At 66.6% G+C, this 17,801-nt stretch carries 16 protein-coding genes, 1 tRNA gene and 1 other RNA gene; 8 read left to right on the top strand and 10 right to left on the bottom strand.

The window, feature by feature from the left end; genetic code table 11:
* Positions 1-72: 72 nt before the first annotated feature.
* Complete coding sequence (locus ACFWBU_RS14410) at positions 73-2,772, top strand: cation-translocating P-type ATPase (RefSeq protein ID WP_378528567.1); 2,700 nt, start codon at positions 73-75, stop codon at positions 2,770-2,772.
* 69 nt (positions 2,773-2,841) lie between these two features.
* Positions 2,842-4,134, top strand: coding sequence for a tRNA guanosine(34) transglycosylase Tgt (tgt, locus tag ACFWBU_RS14405; RefSeq protein ID WP_378528566.1), 1,293 nt, complete (start codon positions 2,842-2,844; stop codon positions 4,132-4,134).
* On the opposite strand, the gene ACFWBU_RS14400 is transcribed toward tgt, so the two are convergent.
* The 6 genes from ACFWBU_RS14400 to ACFWBU_RS14375 form a co-directional block, all read right to left on the bottom strand.
* Positions 4,107-4,856 (bottom strand): queuosine precursor transporter, encoded by a 750-nt coding sequence (locus ACFWBU_RS14400; protein WP_378528565.1) that lies wholly within the window; start codon positions 4,854-4,856, stop codon positions 4,107-4,109. The genes tgt and ACFWBU_RS14400 overlap by 28 nt on opposite strands.
* A 96-nt stretch (positions 4,857-4,952) precedes the next feature.
* Entirely contained in the window at positions 4,953-5,837 is an 885-nt protein-coding gene (locus ACFWBU_RS14395) for an RDD family protein (protein WP_378528564.1), read from the bottom strand.
* 105 nt (positions 5,838-5,942) lie between these two features.
* Complete coding sequence (locus ACFWBU_RS14390) at positions 5,943-6,524, bottom strand: hypothetical protein (RefSeq protein ID WP_378528563.1); 582 nt, start codon at positions 6,522-6,524, stop codon at positions 5,943-5,945.
* Between the two features lie 473 nt (positions 6,525-6,997).
* Positions 6,998-7,936, bottom strand: a complete 939-nt coding sequence (gene gluQRS, locus ACFWBU_RS14385) for a tRNA glutamyl-Q(34) synthetase GluQRS (protein WP_169622555.1) — start codon at positions 7,934-7,936, stop codon at positions 6,998-7,000.
* 23 nt (positions 7,937-7,959) lie between these two features.
* A complete protein-coding gene (locus ACFWBU_RS14380; RefSeq protein WP_169622556.1) occupies positions 7,960-8,544 on the bottom strand; it encodes a TetR/AcrR family transcriptional regulator in 585 nt (194 codons plus the stop codon).
* A 74-nt stretch (positions 8,545-8,618) separates the two neighbouring features.
* A complete protein-coding gene (locus tag ACFWBU_RS14375; RefSeq protein WP_296550908.1) occupies positions 8,619-9,284 on the bottom strand; it encodes a YoaK family protein in 666 nt (221 codons plus the stop codon).
* Positions 9,285-9,393: 109 nt separating this feature from the next.
* On the opposite strand from ACFWBU_RS14375, the gene ACFWBU_RS14370 reads away from it, so the two are divergent.
* On the top strand, positions 9,394-10,461 hold the full coding sequence (locus ACFWBU_RS14370; protein ID WP_378528562.1) for a DUF1524 domain-containing protein: 1,068 nt from the start codon (positions 9,394-9,396) through the stop codon (positions 10,459-10,461).
* Positions 10,462-10,491: 30 nt separating this feature from the next.
* Here ACFWBU_RS14370 and ACFWBU_RS14365 read toward each other — a convergent pair whose 3' ends face one another.
* Entirely contained in the window at positions 10,492-11,274 is a 783-nt protein-coding gene (locus ACFWBU_RS14365) for a TetR/AcrR family transcriptional regulator (protein ID WP_169622559.1), read from the bottom strand.
* An 88-nt stretch (positions 11,275-11,362) separates the two neighbouring features.
* Here ACFWBU_RS14365 and ACFWBU_RS14360 point away from each other — a divergent pair, with 88 nt between their 5' ends.
* A complete protein-coding gene (locus ACFWBU_RS14360) occupies positions 11,363-12,346 on the top strand; it encodes an ATP-binding cassette domain-containing protein (RefSeq protein WP_169652987.1) in 984 nt (327 codons plus the stop codon).
* Positions 12,343-13,170 carry an ABC transporter permease gene (locus ACFWBU_RS14355; protein ID WP_378528561.1) on the top strand — a complete coding sequence of 276 codons (828 nt, stop codon included), beginning with the start codon at positions 12,343-12,345 and terminating at the stop codon, positions 13,168-13,170. The genes ACFWBU_RS14360 and ACFWBU_RS14355 overlap by 4 nt, the downstream gene beginning before the upstream one ends.
* A gap of 80 nt (positions 13,171-13,250) precedes the next feature.
* On the opposite strand, the gene ACFWBU_RS14350 is transcribed toward ACFWBU_RS14355, so the two are convergent.
* Positions 13,251-13,338: transfer RNA gene (locus tag ACFWBU_RS14350), tRNA-Ser, on the bottom strand.
* A gap of 116 nt (positions 13,339-13,454) precedes the next feature.
* Between ACFWBU_RS14350 and ffs the strand changes: the two genes are divergently transcribed.
* The 3 genes from ffs (at position 13,455) to ACFWBU_RS14335 (ending at position 15,785) form a co-directional block, all read left to right on the top strand.
* An RNA gene (gene ffs, locus ACFWBU_RS14345) (signal recognition particle sRNA small type) lies at positions 13,455-13,549 on the top strand.
* A gap of 47 nt (positions 13,550-13,596) precedes the next feature.
* The gene (locus ACFWBU_RS14340; protein WP_296550911.1) at positions 13,597-14,886 is read left to right on the top strand and encodes an aminotransferase class I/II-fold pyridoxal phosphate-dependent enzyme; all 1,290 of its coding nucleotides are present in this window, start codon (positions 13,597-13,599) and stop codon (positions 14,884-14,886) included.
* Positions 14,887-15,203: 317 nt separating this feature from the next.
* Positions 15,204-15,785, top strand: coding sequence for an HhH-GPD-type base excision DNA repair protein (locus ACFWBU_RS14335; RefSeq protein WP_169622562.1), 582 nt, complete (start codon positions 15,204-15,206; stop codon positions 15,783-15,785).
* 34 nt (positions 15,786-15,819) lie between these two features.
* On the opposite strand, the gene ACFWBU_RS14330 is transcribed toward ACFWBU_RS14335, so the two are convergent.
* On the bottom strand, positions 15,820-16,929 hold the full coding sequence (locus ACFWBU_RS14330; RefSeq protein ID WP_169622563.1) for an LLM class flavin-dependent oxidoreductase: 1,110 nt from the start codon (positions 16,927-16,929) through the stop codon (positions 15,820-15,822).
* Positions 16,929-17,783, bottom strand: coding sequence for a hydroxyethylthiazole kinase (gene thiM / locus ACFWBU_RS14325; protein WP_346765396.1), 855 nt, complete (start codon positions 17,781-17,783; stop codon positions 16,929-16,931). The genes ACFWBU_RS14330 and thiM overlap by 1 nt, the downstream gene beginning before the upstream one ends.
* Between the last annotated feature and the right edge of the window lie 18 nt (positions 17,784-17,801).

The raw sequence follows: 17,801 nt of genomic DNA, 5'->3' as shown, positions 1-17,801 counted from the left end.
GCACTCGAACCCCATGACTGTCTCCTCACAGTACGGTGAGAATCGATCGATTTCCGACACCGAGGAGCCGTTATGCAGGTGGCAACCGCGCAGCCCTGGCACACCGCATCGGCGCCCGAGGTGGCCGGGGCGCTGAGCGTCGACACGCATCGCGGTCTCTCCACCGCCGATGTGCAGCAACGACTGGCGGAGCACGGACCCAACCTCATCGCCGAGGAAGCCGGAACACCCGCGTGGCGCAAGGTGCTCTCCCTGCTCGCCGACAAGATGACGTTGGTGCTGGTGGTCGCCGCAGTGGTGAGCGCGGTGGTTTCCCGTGAGTGGGAGACACCGGTCGTCATCTTCGCCGTGATCACGCTCAACACCGTCCTGAACTTCGTGCAGGAATCTCGCGCGGAGAACAGTCTGCAGGCTCTGAAGAAGATGTCCGTGTCCACCACGCGGGTGCGCCGCGACGGCCGCGAACAGTCGTTGCCCCGCGAGCAGTTGGTGCCGGGCGACATCGTGTTGCTCGAATCGGGTGACTCGGTACCCGCCGACGGCCGGCTCGTGCAGGCGGTGCGTCTGCAGGTGGCCGAGGCTGCACTCACCGGCGAGTCGCATCCCGTCGACAAGTCGATCGAACCCGTGGCCGAACCCGACGCGCCTCTCGGTGACCGCACCGACATGCTGTTCATGAATACCGAGGTGACGCGAGGACGCGCGGAAATGGTGGTGACCGCCACCGGGATGGCCACCGAAATGGGGGCGATCGCCACCCTGCTCGGCGGTGCGGGCGTCGAACAGACTCCGTTGCAACGCCGGATCGGCCAGCTCGCGCAGGTCCTCACGATCGTTGCGATCATCACCGTCGCGCTCGTGTTCGTCCTCGGATTGCTCCGCGGCCAGTCGTGGTCGGACCTGCTCGTCACCGCGGTGTCCCTCGCCGTTGCGACCATCCCCGAAGGACTCACCGCGGTCGTCGCGTTCACCCTCGCGATGGGAGCATCGCGTCTCGCCGCACGGGGCGCGATCGTCAAACAACTCGCCGCGGTGGAAACGCTCGGCAGCACGACACATATCGCCACCGACAAGACCGGCACCCTCACCCTCAACGAGATGACCGTGCAGCGGTTGCTGGTGCGGGGCCGCACGTTCCGCGTCACCGGATCCGGGTACGGAACCGACGGCAAGATCCTTGTCGGTGACGGACTTCCGACCCCCGACTTCACCGACGCACTGCTGGGCATGGGGCTGTGCAACGACGCCACGGTGCGTGACGGTGTGCTGGTCGGCGATCCCACCGAGGGCGCACTGGTCGTGCTCGCAGAGAAGGGCGGCATCGACGTCGACGGTGCGCGTACCGCACACCCCCGCCTCGCCGAGGTTCCGTTCGATTCCGCCTACAAGTTCATGGCGACTTTCCATGCTCTGCCGGAAGGACGGTTCCGCTGCTTCGCCAAAGGTGCGCCGGGTGCGCTGCTCGAACGTGCCGTCACCGTGGACGGCCCGGACGGGCCGGTTCCCCTCGACGACGAGAAGCGCCGGCAGATCCGGGAGGCCGTGAACGGACTCGCCTCCGACGGACTCCGGACGCTGATGATCGCGGGACGCGACCTCGAGGCTGTGCCACGCGGCGATTCGGACGCGCTGCAGAGCCTGGTCTCGGACCTCACCGTCTACGCGGTCGTGGGCATCGTGGACCCGCCGAGAACGGAAGCGAAGGCGGCGATCGAGGTCGCGCACGACGCCGGCATCGCGGTGCACATGATCACGGGCGACCATCTCGTCACGGCCTCCGCGATCGCCTCCCAGCTGGGCATCGAGGGCGTCGCCGCGTCGGGCTCGGACCTCGACGGTCTCGACGACGACGAATTGCGCACCCGGGCAGAAGGATTCGGCGTGCTCGCGCGGGTGGCGCCCGAGCACAAGATCCGGTACGTCAAGGCTCTGCAAGCGGACGGGCAGATCGTCGCGATGACTGGCGACGGCGTCAACGACGCACCCGCACTCGAGCAGGCCGATATCGGCGTCGCGATGGGGATCACCGGGACCGACGTGTCCAAGGGCGCCGCGAACATGATCCTCACCGACGACAACTTCGCGACGATCGTCGCTGCCGTGGCCGAGGGCCGCGGCATCTACGACAACATCGTCAAGTTCGTGAAGTTCCAGTTGACCACCGCGTGGGGATTCGTGTTGATCTTCCTCGCCGCCGGCGCTCTCGGCCTCGCGGGCGGTGCTCCGTTCACGGCACTGCAGATCCTGTGGGTCAACATCATCATGGACGGGCCGCCCGCGCTCGCCCTCGGTGTGGACCGGACGGAACCGGACGCGATGAAGCGACCCCCACGACCGGCGAAGGAAGCGCTGCTCACCCGGTCGCGGATCCAGCGCATCCTCGGCCTGGGCATCGTCATGGCCGTCGGCACCCTCCTGGTGCTGCGCTTCGGACCGGACCTGTTCCGGGACAGCGCCGACGACCCGTTGTTCGCCACCACCCTCGCGTTCACCACCTTCGTGTTCTTCCAGGTCTTCAACCTGTTCAACGTGCGCTCGAATCTCCGTTCGGTGTTCTCGCTGCAGACGCTGACCAACCACACCATCTGGATCGCGATCGTCGTCGTGATCGTGCTGCAGATCTGCGTGGTGCAGACGAGCTTCCTGCAGGGCCTCTTCGATACCACCGGCCTGACCGCTACCCAGTGGATGCTGGCGATCGGTGTCGGTTCGGTGGTGCTGTGGGTGGACGAAATCGGGAAGGCGATCGCCCGTGCCCGCCGCCGGGACTGAACGCCGGTTCGGAGTGCCGAGTACCGGGCGGTCGTCGGAGAGGTAGCGGTGACCTGCCACAATCGTCGGGTGAGTGTCCTTCGCAGTACCGATTCCGCGCTACCGGTTCCGCCCGACCCGTTCTTCACGGTCGGAGCCCGACTCGACAACGGATTGGGTCGCACCGGCACCATCCACACGCCGCACGGTGACATCCGTACACCTGCCTTCATCGGTGTCGGAACAAAGGCCACCGTCAAGGCGGTGCTGCCCGAGGCGATGAAGGATCTGGGTGCGCAGGCGCTGCTGGCGAACGCCTATCACCTCTACCTTCAGCCCGGATCCGACATCGTCGACGAGGCCGGCGGGCTCGGGAAGTTCATGAACTGGAACGGCCCGACGTTCACCGACAGCGGCGGCTTCCAGGTCATGTCGCTCGGGGTGGGCTTCAAGAAGGTCATCGCGATGGAATCGGTCGGTGTGCAGAACGACGACGTCATGGCGCACGGCAAGGAACGACTCGCACGCGTCGACGACGACGGTGTCACGTTCAAATCGCACCTCGACGGATCGATGCACCGGTTCACCCCCGAGGTGTCGATGCAGATCCAGCACCAACTCGGCGCCGACATCATGTTCGCGTTCGACGAGTTGACGACGCTGATGAACACGCGGGGATACCAGGAACGGTCCATCGAGCGCACCCAGGCGTGGGCGGTCCGGTGCATCGCCGAACACGAGAAGCTCACCGCAGAGCGCGCGCACCGTCCCTACCAGGCACTGTTCGGGGTCGTCCAGGGTGCGCAGTACGAGGACCTTCGCAGGGAGGCGTGCCGGGGCCTCGAATCGATCGTGGGCGAGTCGGGCCGCGGCTTCGACGGGTACGGCATCGGTGGTGCGCTCGAGAAGCACAATCTCGGCACCATCGTGCGCTGGTGCTGCGAGGAACTGCCCGACAGCAAACCGCGGCACATGCTCGGCATCAGCGAACCCGACGACGTGTTCGTGGCCATCGAGCACGGGGCCGACACGTTCGACTGCGTCAACCCGTCACGGGTGGCACGCAACGCGGCGATCTATCACCCCGACGGCCGCTTCAACATCAACACGAGCCGGTTCCGTCGCGACTTCACACCCATCGACGAGAACTGTGACTGCTACACCTGCGCGAACTACACCCGGGCGTACATCCATCACCTGTTCAAGGCGAAGGAGATGCTCGCGTCCACGTTGTGCACGATCCACAACGAACGATTCACGGTGCGCCTCGTCGACGAGATCCGTCTGAGCATCGAGGGCGGGTACTTCGACGAGCACAAGGCCGAAACCCTGGGCCGGTTCTACGCGAAGAAGCGTCAGGCGGCATCCGAGACCGGAGCGTAGGTCGGCTCGTGCTTCTTCACGTACGCGATCACGCGGTAGGTGACGGGTAGGAGCACGACCTCGATCAGCGTCTTCCACACGAAGCCGACGACCACGAAGTTCGCGAAGTCGTCCCAGGTGGAGATGCCGATCGCACCGGCAGCGATGGAGCAGAAGACGAGGGTGTCGGCGAACTCGCCGACCACCGTCGACCCGATCAGGCGTGCCCACAGGTGCTTCTCCTGCGTGCGTTCCTTGATCCGCACCAGCACGTACGAGTTGAGCAACTGCCCCACGAGATAGCCGGCCAGGCCCGCGAGCAGCATGCGGGGCACCACGCCGAGGACCGCTTCGAACGACTCCTGGTTCGGATAGAACTCGGCCGCGGGCAACGACTGCGCGACCCAGAAGGCCAGCGCCGAGAGAGCCACCGCACCGAATCCGTACAGGACTGCGCGGCGGGTCGCGGCAAATCCGTACACCTCGCTCAGCACGTCCCCGAGGATGTATGCAAGCGGGAACAGGAAGAACCCGCCGTCGGTGATGATCGGCAGGATTTGCAGTGGGCCGAGCGAGAACTCCATGTCGCCGAAGAAGGCGATTCCCTTCGTGGCGCAGATGTTGGAGATCATCAGCACGGCGGTGAACAGGACGACGATCCCCGGGTAGGAACTGCGCCCCACGCTGGCGAATGCCGCTTGGGGCGAGGCGGAGGAGGGGGAGTTCGTCTCGTGCTGTGTCACCCGGCCATCCAAGCATCACGCGACGTTGATCGCGAAGTCGCGCGACGACAGCGGGCCCCGTCCTGGAGGACGGGGCCCGCTTCGCAGAGTGCGGGGTCAGGACTTGACGACCCGCGTGCCACCGGCGAACTTGTCGTGGAAGCCCTGCTTGCCACTGTCCTTCTCGATGGTCACGGCGATGCCGATCCACGCGGCGAAGGAAGCCAGGCTGACGAGCCAGCCGAGGAACGGGATACCGCTGAGGATCTGCAGCGCGACAAAGGCGTTGCGCTTCGCAGCCTCTTCGCGGGTCGGGAGTCCACCGTTCGGTCCGACGACCGAGAGACCGAGCAATTTCTTGCCGATCGTGGCGCCCTTGGTCGACTCGAAGTGGGTCCAGTACGCGAACGCCGCGACGCCGGAGAGCACCGTCATCACGAACGCCATGAACCCGCTGTCGCTCCCGAACACGACGATGCTGGTGAGAATCGCCATAGGGATGCCGACGATCAGCGAATCGAGGATGCGGGCACCGAGACGGGGCAGCAGTTCACCAGGCCGTGTGACGCCGAAATTGGCGCCGGGCGCGGGCGGGAATCCGGGTACGCCGCCGTACTGCGTGGCACCGTACTGCTCGTTCTGCGGCCCGCCGTACTGGGGCGCTCCGTACTGGGGAGCACCGTACTGGGGTCCCCCGTACTGCGGTCCGCCCTGCTGGGGTCCCCCGTACTGCGGTCCGCCCTGCTGGGGCGCTCCGTACTGAGTGGCACCCGCCCCGTGCTGAGGTGCCCCGTACTGGGGAGCACCGTACTGGGGTGCCCCGTACTGCCCGCCCTGGGACGGGTCGTTGGGGTTGTACCCGGACTGGATCGGGTTCTGGAACTGCTGGGTGTAATCGGCGGGCTGGCTGCCGTACGGCTGGTCACCGTGCGAGGGAGCACCCGGGTAGCCGCTGTGCTTGCGCGGGTCCTGCGAAGGGGGTGGGTATCCACCGGTGGTCATATGACTCCTTGTCGATCGGCATGGCAACGCGCCACGGTACAACGAAACCGTGGCGCATCGACAGCGATGTAGCGATGTGTAACGGACGGGCAGAAGGCGAGCGGTTCAGGCGACGACCGGACCTCCCGTGGTGATCCGGTAGGCATACGTCGACGCGATGATCGAGACCGGAATGCTGACGAGAAGTCCGAGACCACAGAGCAACGCGCCGAGGATGTTGATACCGATCAGCGCCAGCGCCAGCAGGATCAGCGTGCCCGCATCGGATTTGATCGCATTGAAACTGGATTTGATGGCCGTGATCGCGTCTTGGTTCCGGTCGACGACGAAGGGCATCGCCCACCACGTCAAGAACGCGAAGACCAGTCCGGGCAGGATGCACAGCACCAGACCCACCGAGGTGCCGATCCCGACGAGCAAGCCGGTCAGAATGACCGCGCCGATAGGACCGAACTGCAGGAACGTCCCCAACGCAGGCTTCTGTCCGTCGACCTCGCTGAGCGCCCCGCGTACGAACGCCGCTTGGAGTAGATATCCGACGATCGCGCTGACCACGGAGCCGATCAGGCCGGCGGCGGAGAACGCGCTGGTGAACGTGAAGTCGTCGGTGTCCTGCACCGCCACGTCGAAACCGTTGAAAATGCCGTTGATGAGGGCTTGGACGAGAAGCGCGACCACGACGAACACGATCCAGACGCCTGGATTCGCGCTGAATTTACGCCAGCCGAAGGAGATCGCGTCGCCAACGCTCAGCCGGGTCGGTCCGGGCGCTCCGAAGCCTCCGGAGCCGAAACCGCCGGGCGGGGGCGGGTAGTTCCCACCGGGTGGAGGTGGGTAGTTACCGCCGGGAGGGGGCGGGTATCCGCCCGGGGGTGGATAGTCTCCGCCGGGCGGGGGTGGGTAGTTGCCGGGAGGGGGATAGCTGCCGGGCGGGGGGTAGTCGCCTCCCGACGGAGGTGGGGGATATCCGCCCGGGGGCGGGTAGTTCCCACCCTGCGGCGGATAGGGATCGCCACTCGGGTTCTGCGGGTCTTTGCTCGGGTCGTAACCGCCGGTAGTCATCGGTGCCCTCTCCGCAGGAGTGGATGAACGCCTGCTCCACCGCAGAGTACGTGTCCTTCAGCCGAAAAGCACCACTTCGGTCCTCCGTTCACCCCGCCTCACACGCCACGATCGGGATGGAAAACCCACGGCTCGCGGGGCATTCGCGCTGGGTCCCAGCGGTCCAGCAGCAACGGCAGTGTCACGGGTTCGCCTGGGTCCGCCAGACGCAGCGACACGGCGATCGTGCCCAGCACGTCTGCCGCGGAACGGCCCGCTGCCTCCTGGTCGGAGAGCGTCACCGCACCGTCCCGCTTCGCGAGCCGCTTGCCTTCCTCGTTCAGTGCGAGCGGCACGTGCGCGTACTGCGCCACCGGGAGGCCGAGCAGCGTGGCCAGATACGCCTGACGCGGAGCCGAGGTGAGCAGATCGTCTCCGCGTACCACCTGGTCCACGCCTTGGGCGGCGTCGTCGACGACGACGGCGAGGTTGTAGGCGGGAGTCCCGTCGTTGCGGCGCAGTACGAAGTCGTCGACGATCCCGGTGAAGTCGCCGTGCAGGACGTCGTGGACGGTGAACCACTGCTCGGTGGAACGGAGTCGGATCGCCGGTGGGCGATCGGCGGTACGTTTTGCGTTCCGCTGGTCCTCGGTGAGGTCACGGCAGGTGCCGGGGTATGCGCCGGCCGGGGCGTGCGGAGCCGATGTGGCCTGCTGGATCTCCCGTCGCGTGCAGTAACACTCGTAGGTGAGACCGGCACGGGTGAGGCGGTCGATTGCGTCCTCGTACAGACGGATTCGACGGGACTGGTGCACAACCTGACCGTCCCAGTCGAGACCCAGTGCCGCGAGATCCGCGAGTTGCCGTTGTTCGGCGCCGGGGCGGACCCGGTCGAGATCCTCCACGCGCAGCAGGAACCGCCGATCCGTCGAGCGTGCGAACAACCATGCCAGCACGGCGGTCCGGAGATTGCCGAGATGCAGGTCGCCCGACGGGCTGGGCGCGAACCGGCCCGCCCCTGCGGTGGCGGGCTCCGGTCGTTCTGTGGGATGTGACATCGGTGTACTCCGCCGAGCCGGGCTCAGTGCGCGTCCGCGCCGTGCAGGGCGAGCTGGATCTGCGTGTGCAGGGCGTGCGTCAGGTATTCGCGCGGGTAGAGATCCGGGCTCGATGCGGCATCGAGCGCGAGACCGTGCACCGCGGCGAGGAGGAGCGTTGCGCGCGTCTCCGGGTCTGGGGCGCCCAGCCTGATCAATACGGTTGCGATGCCGGTGCGAACGGTGAACAGCGTCGAACTGCGGATCCCGCTCAGCGACGGGGACGTGACTGCGCGGACGGCGAACGCAGCCATCACGTGGACCTCGCTGCCGCGTTGCTCGTCGAGCGGCAGCAACTGGCTGAGCGCGGCGAACAGCGTCCGCGCCGGGTCGATGTCGGGATCGACGTTCGCGAGGCGGGTGAGTACCCGGTCGGATAGGGCGCGGAACGAATAGGCGAGCATCTCGTCTTTCGTCGGAAAGTGATGCTGCACCGCGCCGATCGATACGCCGGCCTCGTTGGCGACTTCGCGCACGCTGGCCGCTTCGAGTCCACTGCGTGCGGCAACTTCGAGCAGTGCCGCAGCGAGCCTGGTGGGGCTGGTGGTGGCGTAGGGGCGGGCGCGCATGGATGCACCGTAGCGGAGCGGGCGACCGTACGAACGTACGGGGATAACGCTCCGCGCCGATCCGGATCTCGCTGTCACGCCGTCTTCTTCACTTCCGGCGAGCGAAGGAACCGCACCGCCACGGCGAGCGCGGCGGCGACCGCGGTCGCGATCCAGAGGGCGTGCAGGCCGAACAGATGATGCGCGAGGGCTCCGAGCAACCCTCCCGCCACCAAGCCTCCCCATCGGCCGAGGTAGGGCAGCCAGCCCCAGCGTGGGCCGCCGAAGAATGCGGACGCTATCTCGTGCCCGATCTTCACGAGCGCACCGGTCATGTAGGTGAGGGCAACGGTTGCCTCGCCTTTGCGCCGGAACACGGAATTCTCGACGCCCATCGCCAGCGTCATCGCCGTCACTGCCACCGGTATCCACCCGGGTATCGCGCTCAGCGAACCGATGGCGAGCAGCACCGCGACGGTGACGAGCACCGCAGTTTTCCGCGTTCTGCGGTCGCGGTCGGTGAGTTCCGCGATGACGCCACCCAGAATCACCCCGATCACGAAGAGGACAACGATGCCCCCGATCAGAGCAGCCGTGCGCCATGAGGCGTCGGCCGTTTCGACGGCGAACCGTGTGGAGTTGCCGCTCATGAAGGAGACGAACACACCACCGAGGGTGATGAACCCGAGAGCATCGACGAACCCCGCAAGTGCCGACAGGGCCACCGTGAGTGCCTGCAGCTCTCTGTTGTTTTCGGGCACGGGGCAATAGTAGGACCGAACCCGTCGCCGGGACCCCGTTGTAACGGCACAGCGTCCGGTCGGCGATGAGCAGGGGGCACCCGGCCTCACCTTTCTCAGGAGCTTCTGCATGGCATCACCCCGCACGTCGTCCGGCTTTCGCGCGCTTGTCGCGGCGACGGTCGCAGGGTTCGTTCTGGTGGGCTGCGGTGGGGTGGAGGAGGACACCGCGTCGGCCGTCCCCGCCGTCGCGGCCACAGACCGGTCGACGACGGAACGGGTCGCGCCGGCCCCGACCACCCCTCCAGCGCCGACCGCGCCGAGCACCGCGCCGCCGGCCGTGTCCGAGGACACCTCGTCGATGTCGGCGGCCCTGTCCCGGTTGACAGAGATACCGATCAAGGGACGCGCCCCGAAGACGGGCTACGACCGCGACCTGTTCGGTCAGGCGTGGAGTGACGACGTGTCGGTCGAGTTCGGGCACAACGGCTGCGACACCCGCAACGACATCCTGCGCCGTGACCTGGTCGACATCGCCTACAAGCCCGGCACCCGCGACTGCGTCGTCGCGTCCGGCACGCTGCACGATGTCTACACCGGCACCACGATCGCGTTCACTCGTGGTCAGGACACGTCCACCGCAGTGCAGATCGACCACGTCGTTGCGCTATCGGATGCCTGGCAGAAGGGTGCGCAGCAACTGGATCCCGAGACGCGCGCGAACTTCGCGAACGATCCACGGAATCTTCAGGCGGTCGACGGTCCCACCAACTCGCGCAAGGGCGACGGCGACGCCGCGACCTGGCTGCCGCCGCATCGCCCGTACCGCTGTACGTATGTCGCACGTCAGGTCCAGGTCAAGGCCGAGTACGGGTTGTGGGTGACTCAGGCCGAGCACGATGCGATGGTCAGAATCCTCACCGAATGTGGCGGCACGGCAACAGGAGTCGCAGCCGGTTCCGCCGGGACCGACACCGCGACGCCGGTGCCGACGACGGTCGCTCCCCAGCCCCAGCCCCAGCCCCAGCCCCAGCCCCTCGCGCCGGCTCCCGCTCCCGCGCCGGAACCTGCACCCGCGAGCGCGTACTACAAGAACTGCTCGGCTGCCCGCGCTGCAGGAGCAGCGCCGCTCTATGCCGGTGAGCCCGGCTACCGGGCCGAGATGGACCGTGACAAAGACGGGGTCGCGTGCGAGTGAACCCCGCGAAACGGGTTGCCGCCCCGGGAGTCACGGCGTGCGTGACTTCCGGGCCTTCTCGATCGTGAGTTCGATCGAATCGAGGAGTCGTTCGAGGCTCGGTTCGAACGGCCCGTCCGGTTCGTCGAAGGCCCCGGCTTCCCAGACACGGGTCATGGTCGGGTAGCGCTCGACGTCGAACCAGTCTTCCCAGAAACTGTTCATCGACATCCAGTACGCGTCGCGGTCGAGTCCGGTGTTCTCCCTGTCCCGGTTCTCCGCGATCGCGCCGCGTGCAAGCCCTTGGACGAAATTGTCCACGACACCGATGATTTCGACGACCTGACGCTCCGTGGTGCCCTCGTCCACGAGGATGCGGAGGCCGGCTTCCTGTGCGTCGAGAACGTGTGGAGCGAGCGGTGCCCGCCACATGTTGGTCTGCAGGATCCAGGGGTGCCGGAGGTACAGGTTCCAGTGCTCGCGCGCGTACGTGGCGAGCGCGGGACGCCACGGGGTGCCCGGTGCCGGCAGGTCGAGTTCGGAGTAGGCGCGGTCGACCATGAGATCGATCAGTTCGGTCCGCCCGGGGACGTACGTGTAGAGCGACATGGCGCCGACGCGAAGTGCGGCCGCGACGCGCCGCATCGACAGTGCGTCCAGTCCGCCCTCGTCCGCGACAGCGATTGCGGCCCCGACCACGTCGTCGCGGGTGAGGCCGGCTTTTCTTCCCCGGGTCTTGGGTTCGGTCGGTGCCCACAACAGCGCGAGACGACGGGTCGCCTCGGCGGTGCGGTCCGATTCTCTGTCTTCTTCGTTCTGCCGGTCGGGCGGCAACGACGATCCTTTCTCCGGGTTTATTTCCGTACATCGTATGATAATCTGTTCCCGCCTATTCCGGTACGACGTACGAATAGAGAATCGGATGATCCGAGCACGCGGACTTACCAAGACGTTCCGTCGCAAGAAGGACACGATCCAGGCAGTGGACGACGTCGACGTCGACGTTGCGGAAGGTGAACTCGTTGCCTTCCTCGGCCCCAACGGGGCCGGAAAGTCCACCACCATGCGCATGCTGACCAGCCTCCTGACACCGACATCGGGCACGGCGACGGTCGCCGGGTTCGATGTCGTCCGCGACCCCGACCGGGTACGCGCCCACATCGGTTACATCGGACAGGGCAACGGCGGTGGCTACTCCTACAAAGTGCGCGACGAGCTGTACAACCAGGGCCGGTTCTACGGCCTGCCCGCACGCCGATACCGCAGCCGCGCTGCGGAACTCATCGAGGCGCTGGAACTCGGTGGGCTCGAGAAGCGCGGCATCCAATCACTGTCCGGCGGCCAGAAGCGCCGGTTGGATGTCGCACTCGGTCTCATGCACGAACCGCCACTGCTGTTTCTCGACGAACCCACCACGGGTCTGGACCCACACAGTCGAGCCAATCTGTGGGAGCACATCCAGGAACTCCGCCGGCGCACCGGTATGACGATCGTGCTCACGACGCACTACCTCGACGAAGCGGACAAGATGGCAGAACGAGTGGTGGTGATCGACCACGGCCGGATCGTCGCCGACGCGTCGCCGGGCGATCTCGAACGCGAGTATGCCGACGACGTCATCACCGCACGCGTCGCCTCGCCGGCCGTACTCGACGCCACCGAGGCGGCCGGGCTCGTCCGCCGGGCTCTCCCGCCGGACATCGGAGCCGTGGACACCGAGGTCTCGGGCGATGTCGTCACCGTCGTCATTGCCACAACCCACGGCGCCGAGCGGCTTCCCGCCGCGCTCGAAGCGATGCGTCTTGCCGGCCTGGCGGTGCTGTCCGCCTCGCTCACGCAGGCGAGCCTCGACGACGTCTTTCTCAACCTGACCGGTCGCAGCCTGCGAGAGGAGATCGCGTCGTGAACGTGCAGACCGACGTCCCACCGGTTCGTTCCCGCCCCGCCGACGTAACGGCACCACGGGCTGGGGCCGCAAAATTCACCGCCGACACCGCAGCGGTGTTCATCCGCGAGATACTGCTGCTGCTCCGCGACCCGTTCAGCCTTACGTTCTCGCTGCTGCAACCCCTCGTGTTCCTCGCGCTCTTCGGCCCGCTCCTCACGGGTGCACTCGGCGTCGGGTCCACCGCCGAGACGTTGCAGTGGTTCGTGCCCGGCGTGATCGTCATGATTGCGCTGTTCGGCACCTCGATGACGGGTTCGAACCTGTTGTACGAATTGATGACGGGATCCTACGAACGCGTACTCGCGACCCCGCTGTGCAGGTCTTCACTTCTCGTGGGACGAGCGCTGAAAGAGTTCGCGCCGCTCATGATTCAGGGTCTGCTCATCGTGATCGTGTGTGTGCCGTTCGGTTTCGAGTTGTACCCGTTCCATGTACTTGCGGGACTGGCGCTGCTCGGTGTGTTCGGAATCGGGGTGGGCGCACTGTCCTGTGCGCTTGCCCTCGCCGCCCAGAACCGCGAGTGGATGTTCTGGACCGTGCAGCAGACTCTGTTGTTCCCGCTCCTGATCCTGTCGGGAATGATGCTGCCGCTCGATGCGGGCCCCGCATGGATGCGGACGGTCGCGCTGCTCAACCCGCTGACCTACATCGTCGACGCCGAACGGGCGTTGCTCGGAGGTGCGGTTGCCGATCCGGCTGTCGCACGCGGCGTCCTTGCGGCAGTGCTGACCTGCGTGGTGGGGCTCGTCGTCGGGATCCGCCGGACCCGCCGAACCGTATAGCTCCGAGGTTCCCGCTACTCCGGAGTCCACCGGATGCAGAAAACCCCCGCGGGCCGCTTGCGCGTCCCACGGGGGTCTCGTGGCGGAGGATAGGGGATTTGAACCCCTGAGGGCGTTAACCCAACCCGCGTTCCAGGCGAGCGCCATAGGCCACTAGGCGAATCCTCCGTGGGGAAGCATAGCGAATGTCCGGCCATAGTTACCAAACGGGCAGGTCGAACTACGGATTTCCGCCCCTGGGAGGGGGGTGGTGCGCGGCGTGCCGTACGTCCTCTACACTTGCCGATGGATCCCGCGCGGCGCGCATCCTGTGAACTCCCCCAGGGCCGGAAGGCAGCAAGGGTCAACGGGCTCTGCCGGGTGCGCGGGGTCCTCTTAATCTCCGCCGATGCCCGTGTCACCGTGCACGGTGAAAGGTCCTTCCGCATGCCTAGGCAGACCCAGTTCGGGTTGATGAGCCATGAGGAACTCGTCGCAGAGCACGAGCGCCAGTCCTCGAATTACGAGCGCTTGAAGACCGAGAAGCTGACGCTGGACCTGACGCGCGGCAAGCCGTCGCCCGAACAGCTCGACCTCTCTGCGGAGTTGCTGTCGCTGCCCGGGCATGACGACTACCGCGATGCGAACGGCACCGACACCCGTAACTACGGCGGTCTCACCGGTCTGCCCGAGCTGCGCGCGATCTTCGCCGAACTGCTGAACATCCCCGCCGAGAACCTGCTCGCGGGCAACAATGCGAGCCTCGAGATCATGCACGACCTCATCGTCTGGTCGATGCTGCACGGTACGGTCGATTCCCCGCGCCCCTGGTCGCAGGAACCGGTGGTCAAGTTCCTGTGCCCCGCACCGGGGTACGACAGGCACTTCGCGATCAGCGAGTCGCTCGGCATCGAGATGATCCCCGTTCCGGTGCGCGACGACGGACCCGACGTGCGGCTGATCGCCGATCTCGTCGCGAACGATCCGCAGATCAAGGGCATGTGGACGGTGCCCACCTATTCGAACCCGACCGGCGCTGTCTATAGCGAGGACGTCGCACGCGAACTCGTGTCGATGCCGACCGCGGCACCCGACTTCCGGATCTTCTGGGACAACGCGTACGCGGTGCATCCGCTGACCGAGAACCTGGCCCCGGCGATCGACATCCTGGGACTTGCCGCGCAGGCCGGCCACCCCAACCGGGTCTTCGCGCTGGCGTCGACGTCGAAGATCACGTTCGCCGGGTCCGGTGTGAGCTTTTTCGGTAGCTCCACCGAGAATCTGGCGTGGTACCAGAAGCACCTCGGCATCAAGACCATCGGACCCGACAAGGTCAACCAGCTCCGGCACCTGCGCTTCTTCGGCGATGCCGCGGGCGTGCGAGCCCATATGGCCAAGCATCGCGAGATCCTCGCGCCGAAGTTCGCGCTCGTCCGCCGCATCCTCGAGGATCGGCTGGGTGAGTCGAAGGTGGCGTCGTGGACCGACCCCAAGGGTGGCTACTTCATCAGCCTCGATGTCGTGGACGGCACCGCCAAGCGGGTTATCTCGCTCGCGAAGGACGCTGGCATCGCACTCACCGGTGCGGGCTCCGCGTTTCCGTACAAGAATGATCCCGACGACAGGAACATCCGGCTCGCGCCGAGTTTCCCGTCACTCGGTGAACTCGAAAAGGCCATGGACGGCGTCGCGACATGCGTCCTGCTCGCCGCCACGGAGAAAGCGCTCGAGGCGTAGCTCCACCGGCTCGACGACGGTCGGCGTCCGCCGCAGACCGCGTGCCGGTCTCCGCCGGTGCCGGGGTCCGAACGGAAAGGCCCGGTTCACGCTTGTTCCCAAGCTGTGGACAACCCTGTGGAATTCCGGTGGACCGAACGTGGACAACTGCGAGCGCAGCGCTCTGACCTGTGGTTCTCGGAGGGGCCTGCGAATTCCACACCCTGTGAGAAATGTCCGTTTCTGCGCGGCGTGGTTCGGTACGGTGCTCGGAGCCGGTCTAAGGCCGTCACGCCGGGCTGTGGCGTCGGCTGGGCCGACCGGGGCATGATCGACCCATGGACGCAACGCTGAATCTGGTGGGAGACCCCGACGCCGACGCTCTGCTCTCGCAGAATCCGGCGGCGCTGCTCATCGGGATGCTGCTCGATCAGCAGGTCCCCATGGAAACCGCGTTCGCGGGCCCGAAGAAGATCGCGGATCGGCTCGGCCGGCTCGATGTCCATGAGATCGCCGCGATGAAACCCGACGAGTTCATCGCGGTGTGTGCGCAGCCCCCCGCGGTGCACCGGTTCCCGAAGTCGATGGGGGAACGTATCCAGTCGCTGTGCACATACCTCGTGGAGCACTACGACGGCGACGCCACCGCGCTCTGGACCTCCGGTGAACCGGACGGCAAGGAAGTGCTGAAGCGGCTGAAAGCGTTGCCGGGATACGGCGACCAGAAGGCACGCATCTTCCTCGCGCTGCTCGGCAAGCAGGTCGGTGTGGAGCCGACGGGCTGGCGAGCAGCGGCGGGCGCCTACGGTGACGAGAATTCGCGCCGGTCGATCGCCGATGTCGTAGATCAGCAGTCGCTTCTCGAGGTGCGTGAGTTCAAGAAGGCGGCCAAGGCCGAGGCGAAGGCCGCGAAGAAGTAGCCCGGCTGGGTCACCGGGCTACTTCGTTGCGAGATCAGAGTTCGCGGAACCGCGGGATGAGATGCTCCGCGACGTGCTTCGCCTCGTCGATCAGCGGCCATCCCGCGAGGATGAGGGTGGTCAATCCGGTTTCGTCGCGCAGCGTGCGCACATGCCCGGTGATCTCGTCCGGTTCGCCGACGTAGTACACCGCCGACGATCCGGTGGCGAAGATATCCAGCGGCGACCAGGCGGTGATGCCCGCGTACAGACCGTCGCCGAGGTACAGGTCCTCGGGCTCGGGCAATTTGCCGGCGTTGATCGTGTCGACCCAGCCCTGTCGCTGCGCGTCGCGAGCGGTGAACGTCTCCAAGGTCTGCTGACCACCGGTCCGGCGGCGCACCGCATTGTCGAGCACCTCGCGGATCCGCTCGATCCCGGTCTTCTCGAACAGCGAGCGGAACCGGTCGAGCGCCTCGGCGCGATTCGGGCGCACGATCACGCCCGACAGGCCACCGAAGTCGCTGAACTCGCGCCCCTCGGCGGCAGCGGATTCGCGCGCTGCGGTGAACTTGTCTCGGACGAAAGCGTTTTCGCGCAGCATCACCAGGTAGGCGTCGAGCACCTTGCCGGAGTTCTGCAGGCCGGCGGGGGAATCGCCTGTGCCCCAGAGGGGCACCGTGTGCCCGGTTTCGGGCGGATCGATCCGCAGCGGGGTGTTGGGAAAGTTCGACTCCGTGCCTTCGGCGTAGATGCGGCGGAAGTCGGCCCAGTACTGCTCACCGAGTTCGTAACGCCGATCGTGCTCGACGTTCATGTCGTACTTGGTGAGGATGTTCTCCCGGCCGTTGACGGAATTGATCATCAACCGGCCACCGCTGAACGCGTCGAAGGTCAGCGCCTTTTCGGCGAGGAGCCGCGCGGGTGTCATGTTGGCGTAGACCGCGACGAGGAACTTCATCCGGCTGGTGTGCGCCGCGGCCCACGTGGCGGAGATGAACGGGTCGTTCGGCCAGGTCGCCACGAGCGCGCCGTCGAAGCCGCCGTCGTCGATGGTCTTGGCCAGCTCGATCTGTCGCTGCCCGTCGACCGGGTACAGCCCGTCCGGGCTCCAGGGATAGTCGCCGTCCGCCTGGGTGAGATACCAGAAGGTCTTGATGCCCATCAGTGTGCGTCCTTCGTCGGGAGATCGAGAGTGTCGATGCGTGCGCGGGCGCGAAGCGCCGCCGCATCGACGGTGAACAGTGCGTCGAGGTAGGCCACTGCGAACGAACCGGGACCGGTGGAGTTCTCCTCGGCGATCTCCGACGCGACCGCGACGTGGGTGTGGGCGGCCGCGAGGCCGATCAGCGGCGTCGGAGCAACCGCGAGGTACGCCGCGACCAGGCCGCCGAGCGAGCATCCGGTGGAGGTCACGCGGGGGAGCATCGCGCTGCCACCGCCGATGCGCAGTCCGGTGATCTCACCGTTGCGGTCGCGGCCGACCAGGTAGTCGATCGGCCCCGACGCGGACACGGCGTCCGCGTGCTCGAGCAGAGCCAGCGCGGCAGGCAGGGCGGCTGCGGCCTCGTCGGCACTGTCGACACCGCGGGTGTCGCCGCCGAGTCCGGCGAGCGCGATGATCTCGGATGCGTTGCCGCGGACCGCGGTCGGCCGGAACTTCAGCAGATCCGCGGCGAGACCGGTGCGCCAGGACAGGCCGCCGACCCCGACCGGATCCAGCACCCATGGGGTGCCGGCATCGTGTGCGGCTTCGGCGGCGCGGGTGAAGGCGAGGGCGGTCCCGTCGTCGGGCGTCCCGAGGTTGACGAGCACACCGCCGGCGATGCGCGCGAACTCTCCGGCTTCGTGTGCGTTGTCGATGTGCGCGTTGCTGGCACCGGCCGCGAGCAGCACGTTGGTGAGGAAGTTCGCGGAGACGATATTGGTGAGCGACTGCACCAGCGGCACTTGCGCACGGAGCGCGTCGAGGGCAGAGACGAGATCGTCGACGGTGGGAGCATTCGTCGTGGTAGTCACAGAAATCCTGTCGGAGAG

Source organism: Rhodococcus sp. NPDC060084, from assembly GCF_042730335.1.
Classification (GTDB): Bacteria; Actinomycetota; Actinomycetes; order Mycobacteriales; family Mycobacteriaceae; genus Rhodococcus.
The sequence above is the reverse complement of the archived record's forward strand: the minus strand, read 5'-3'. Positions and strand labels throughout refer to the sequence as shown.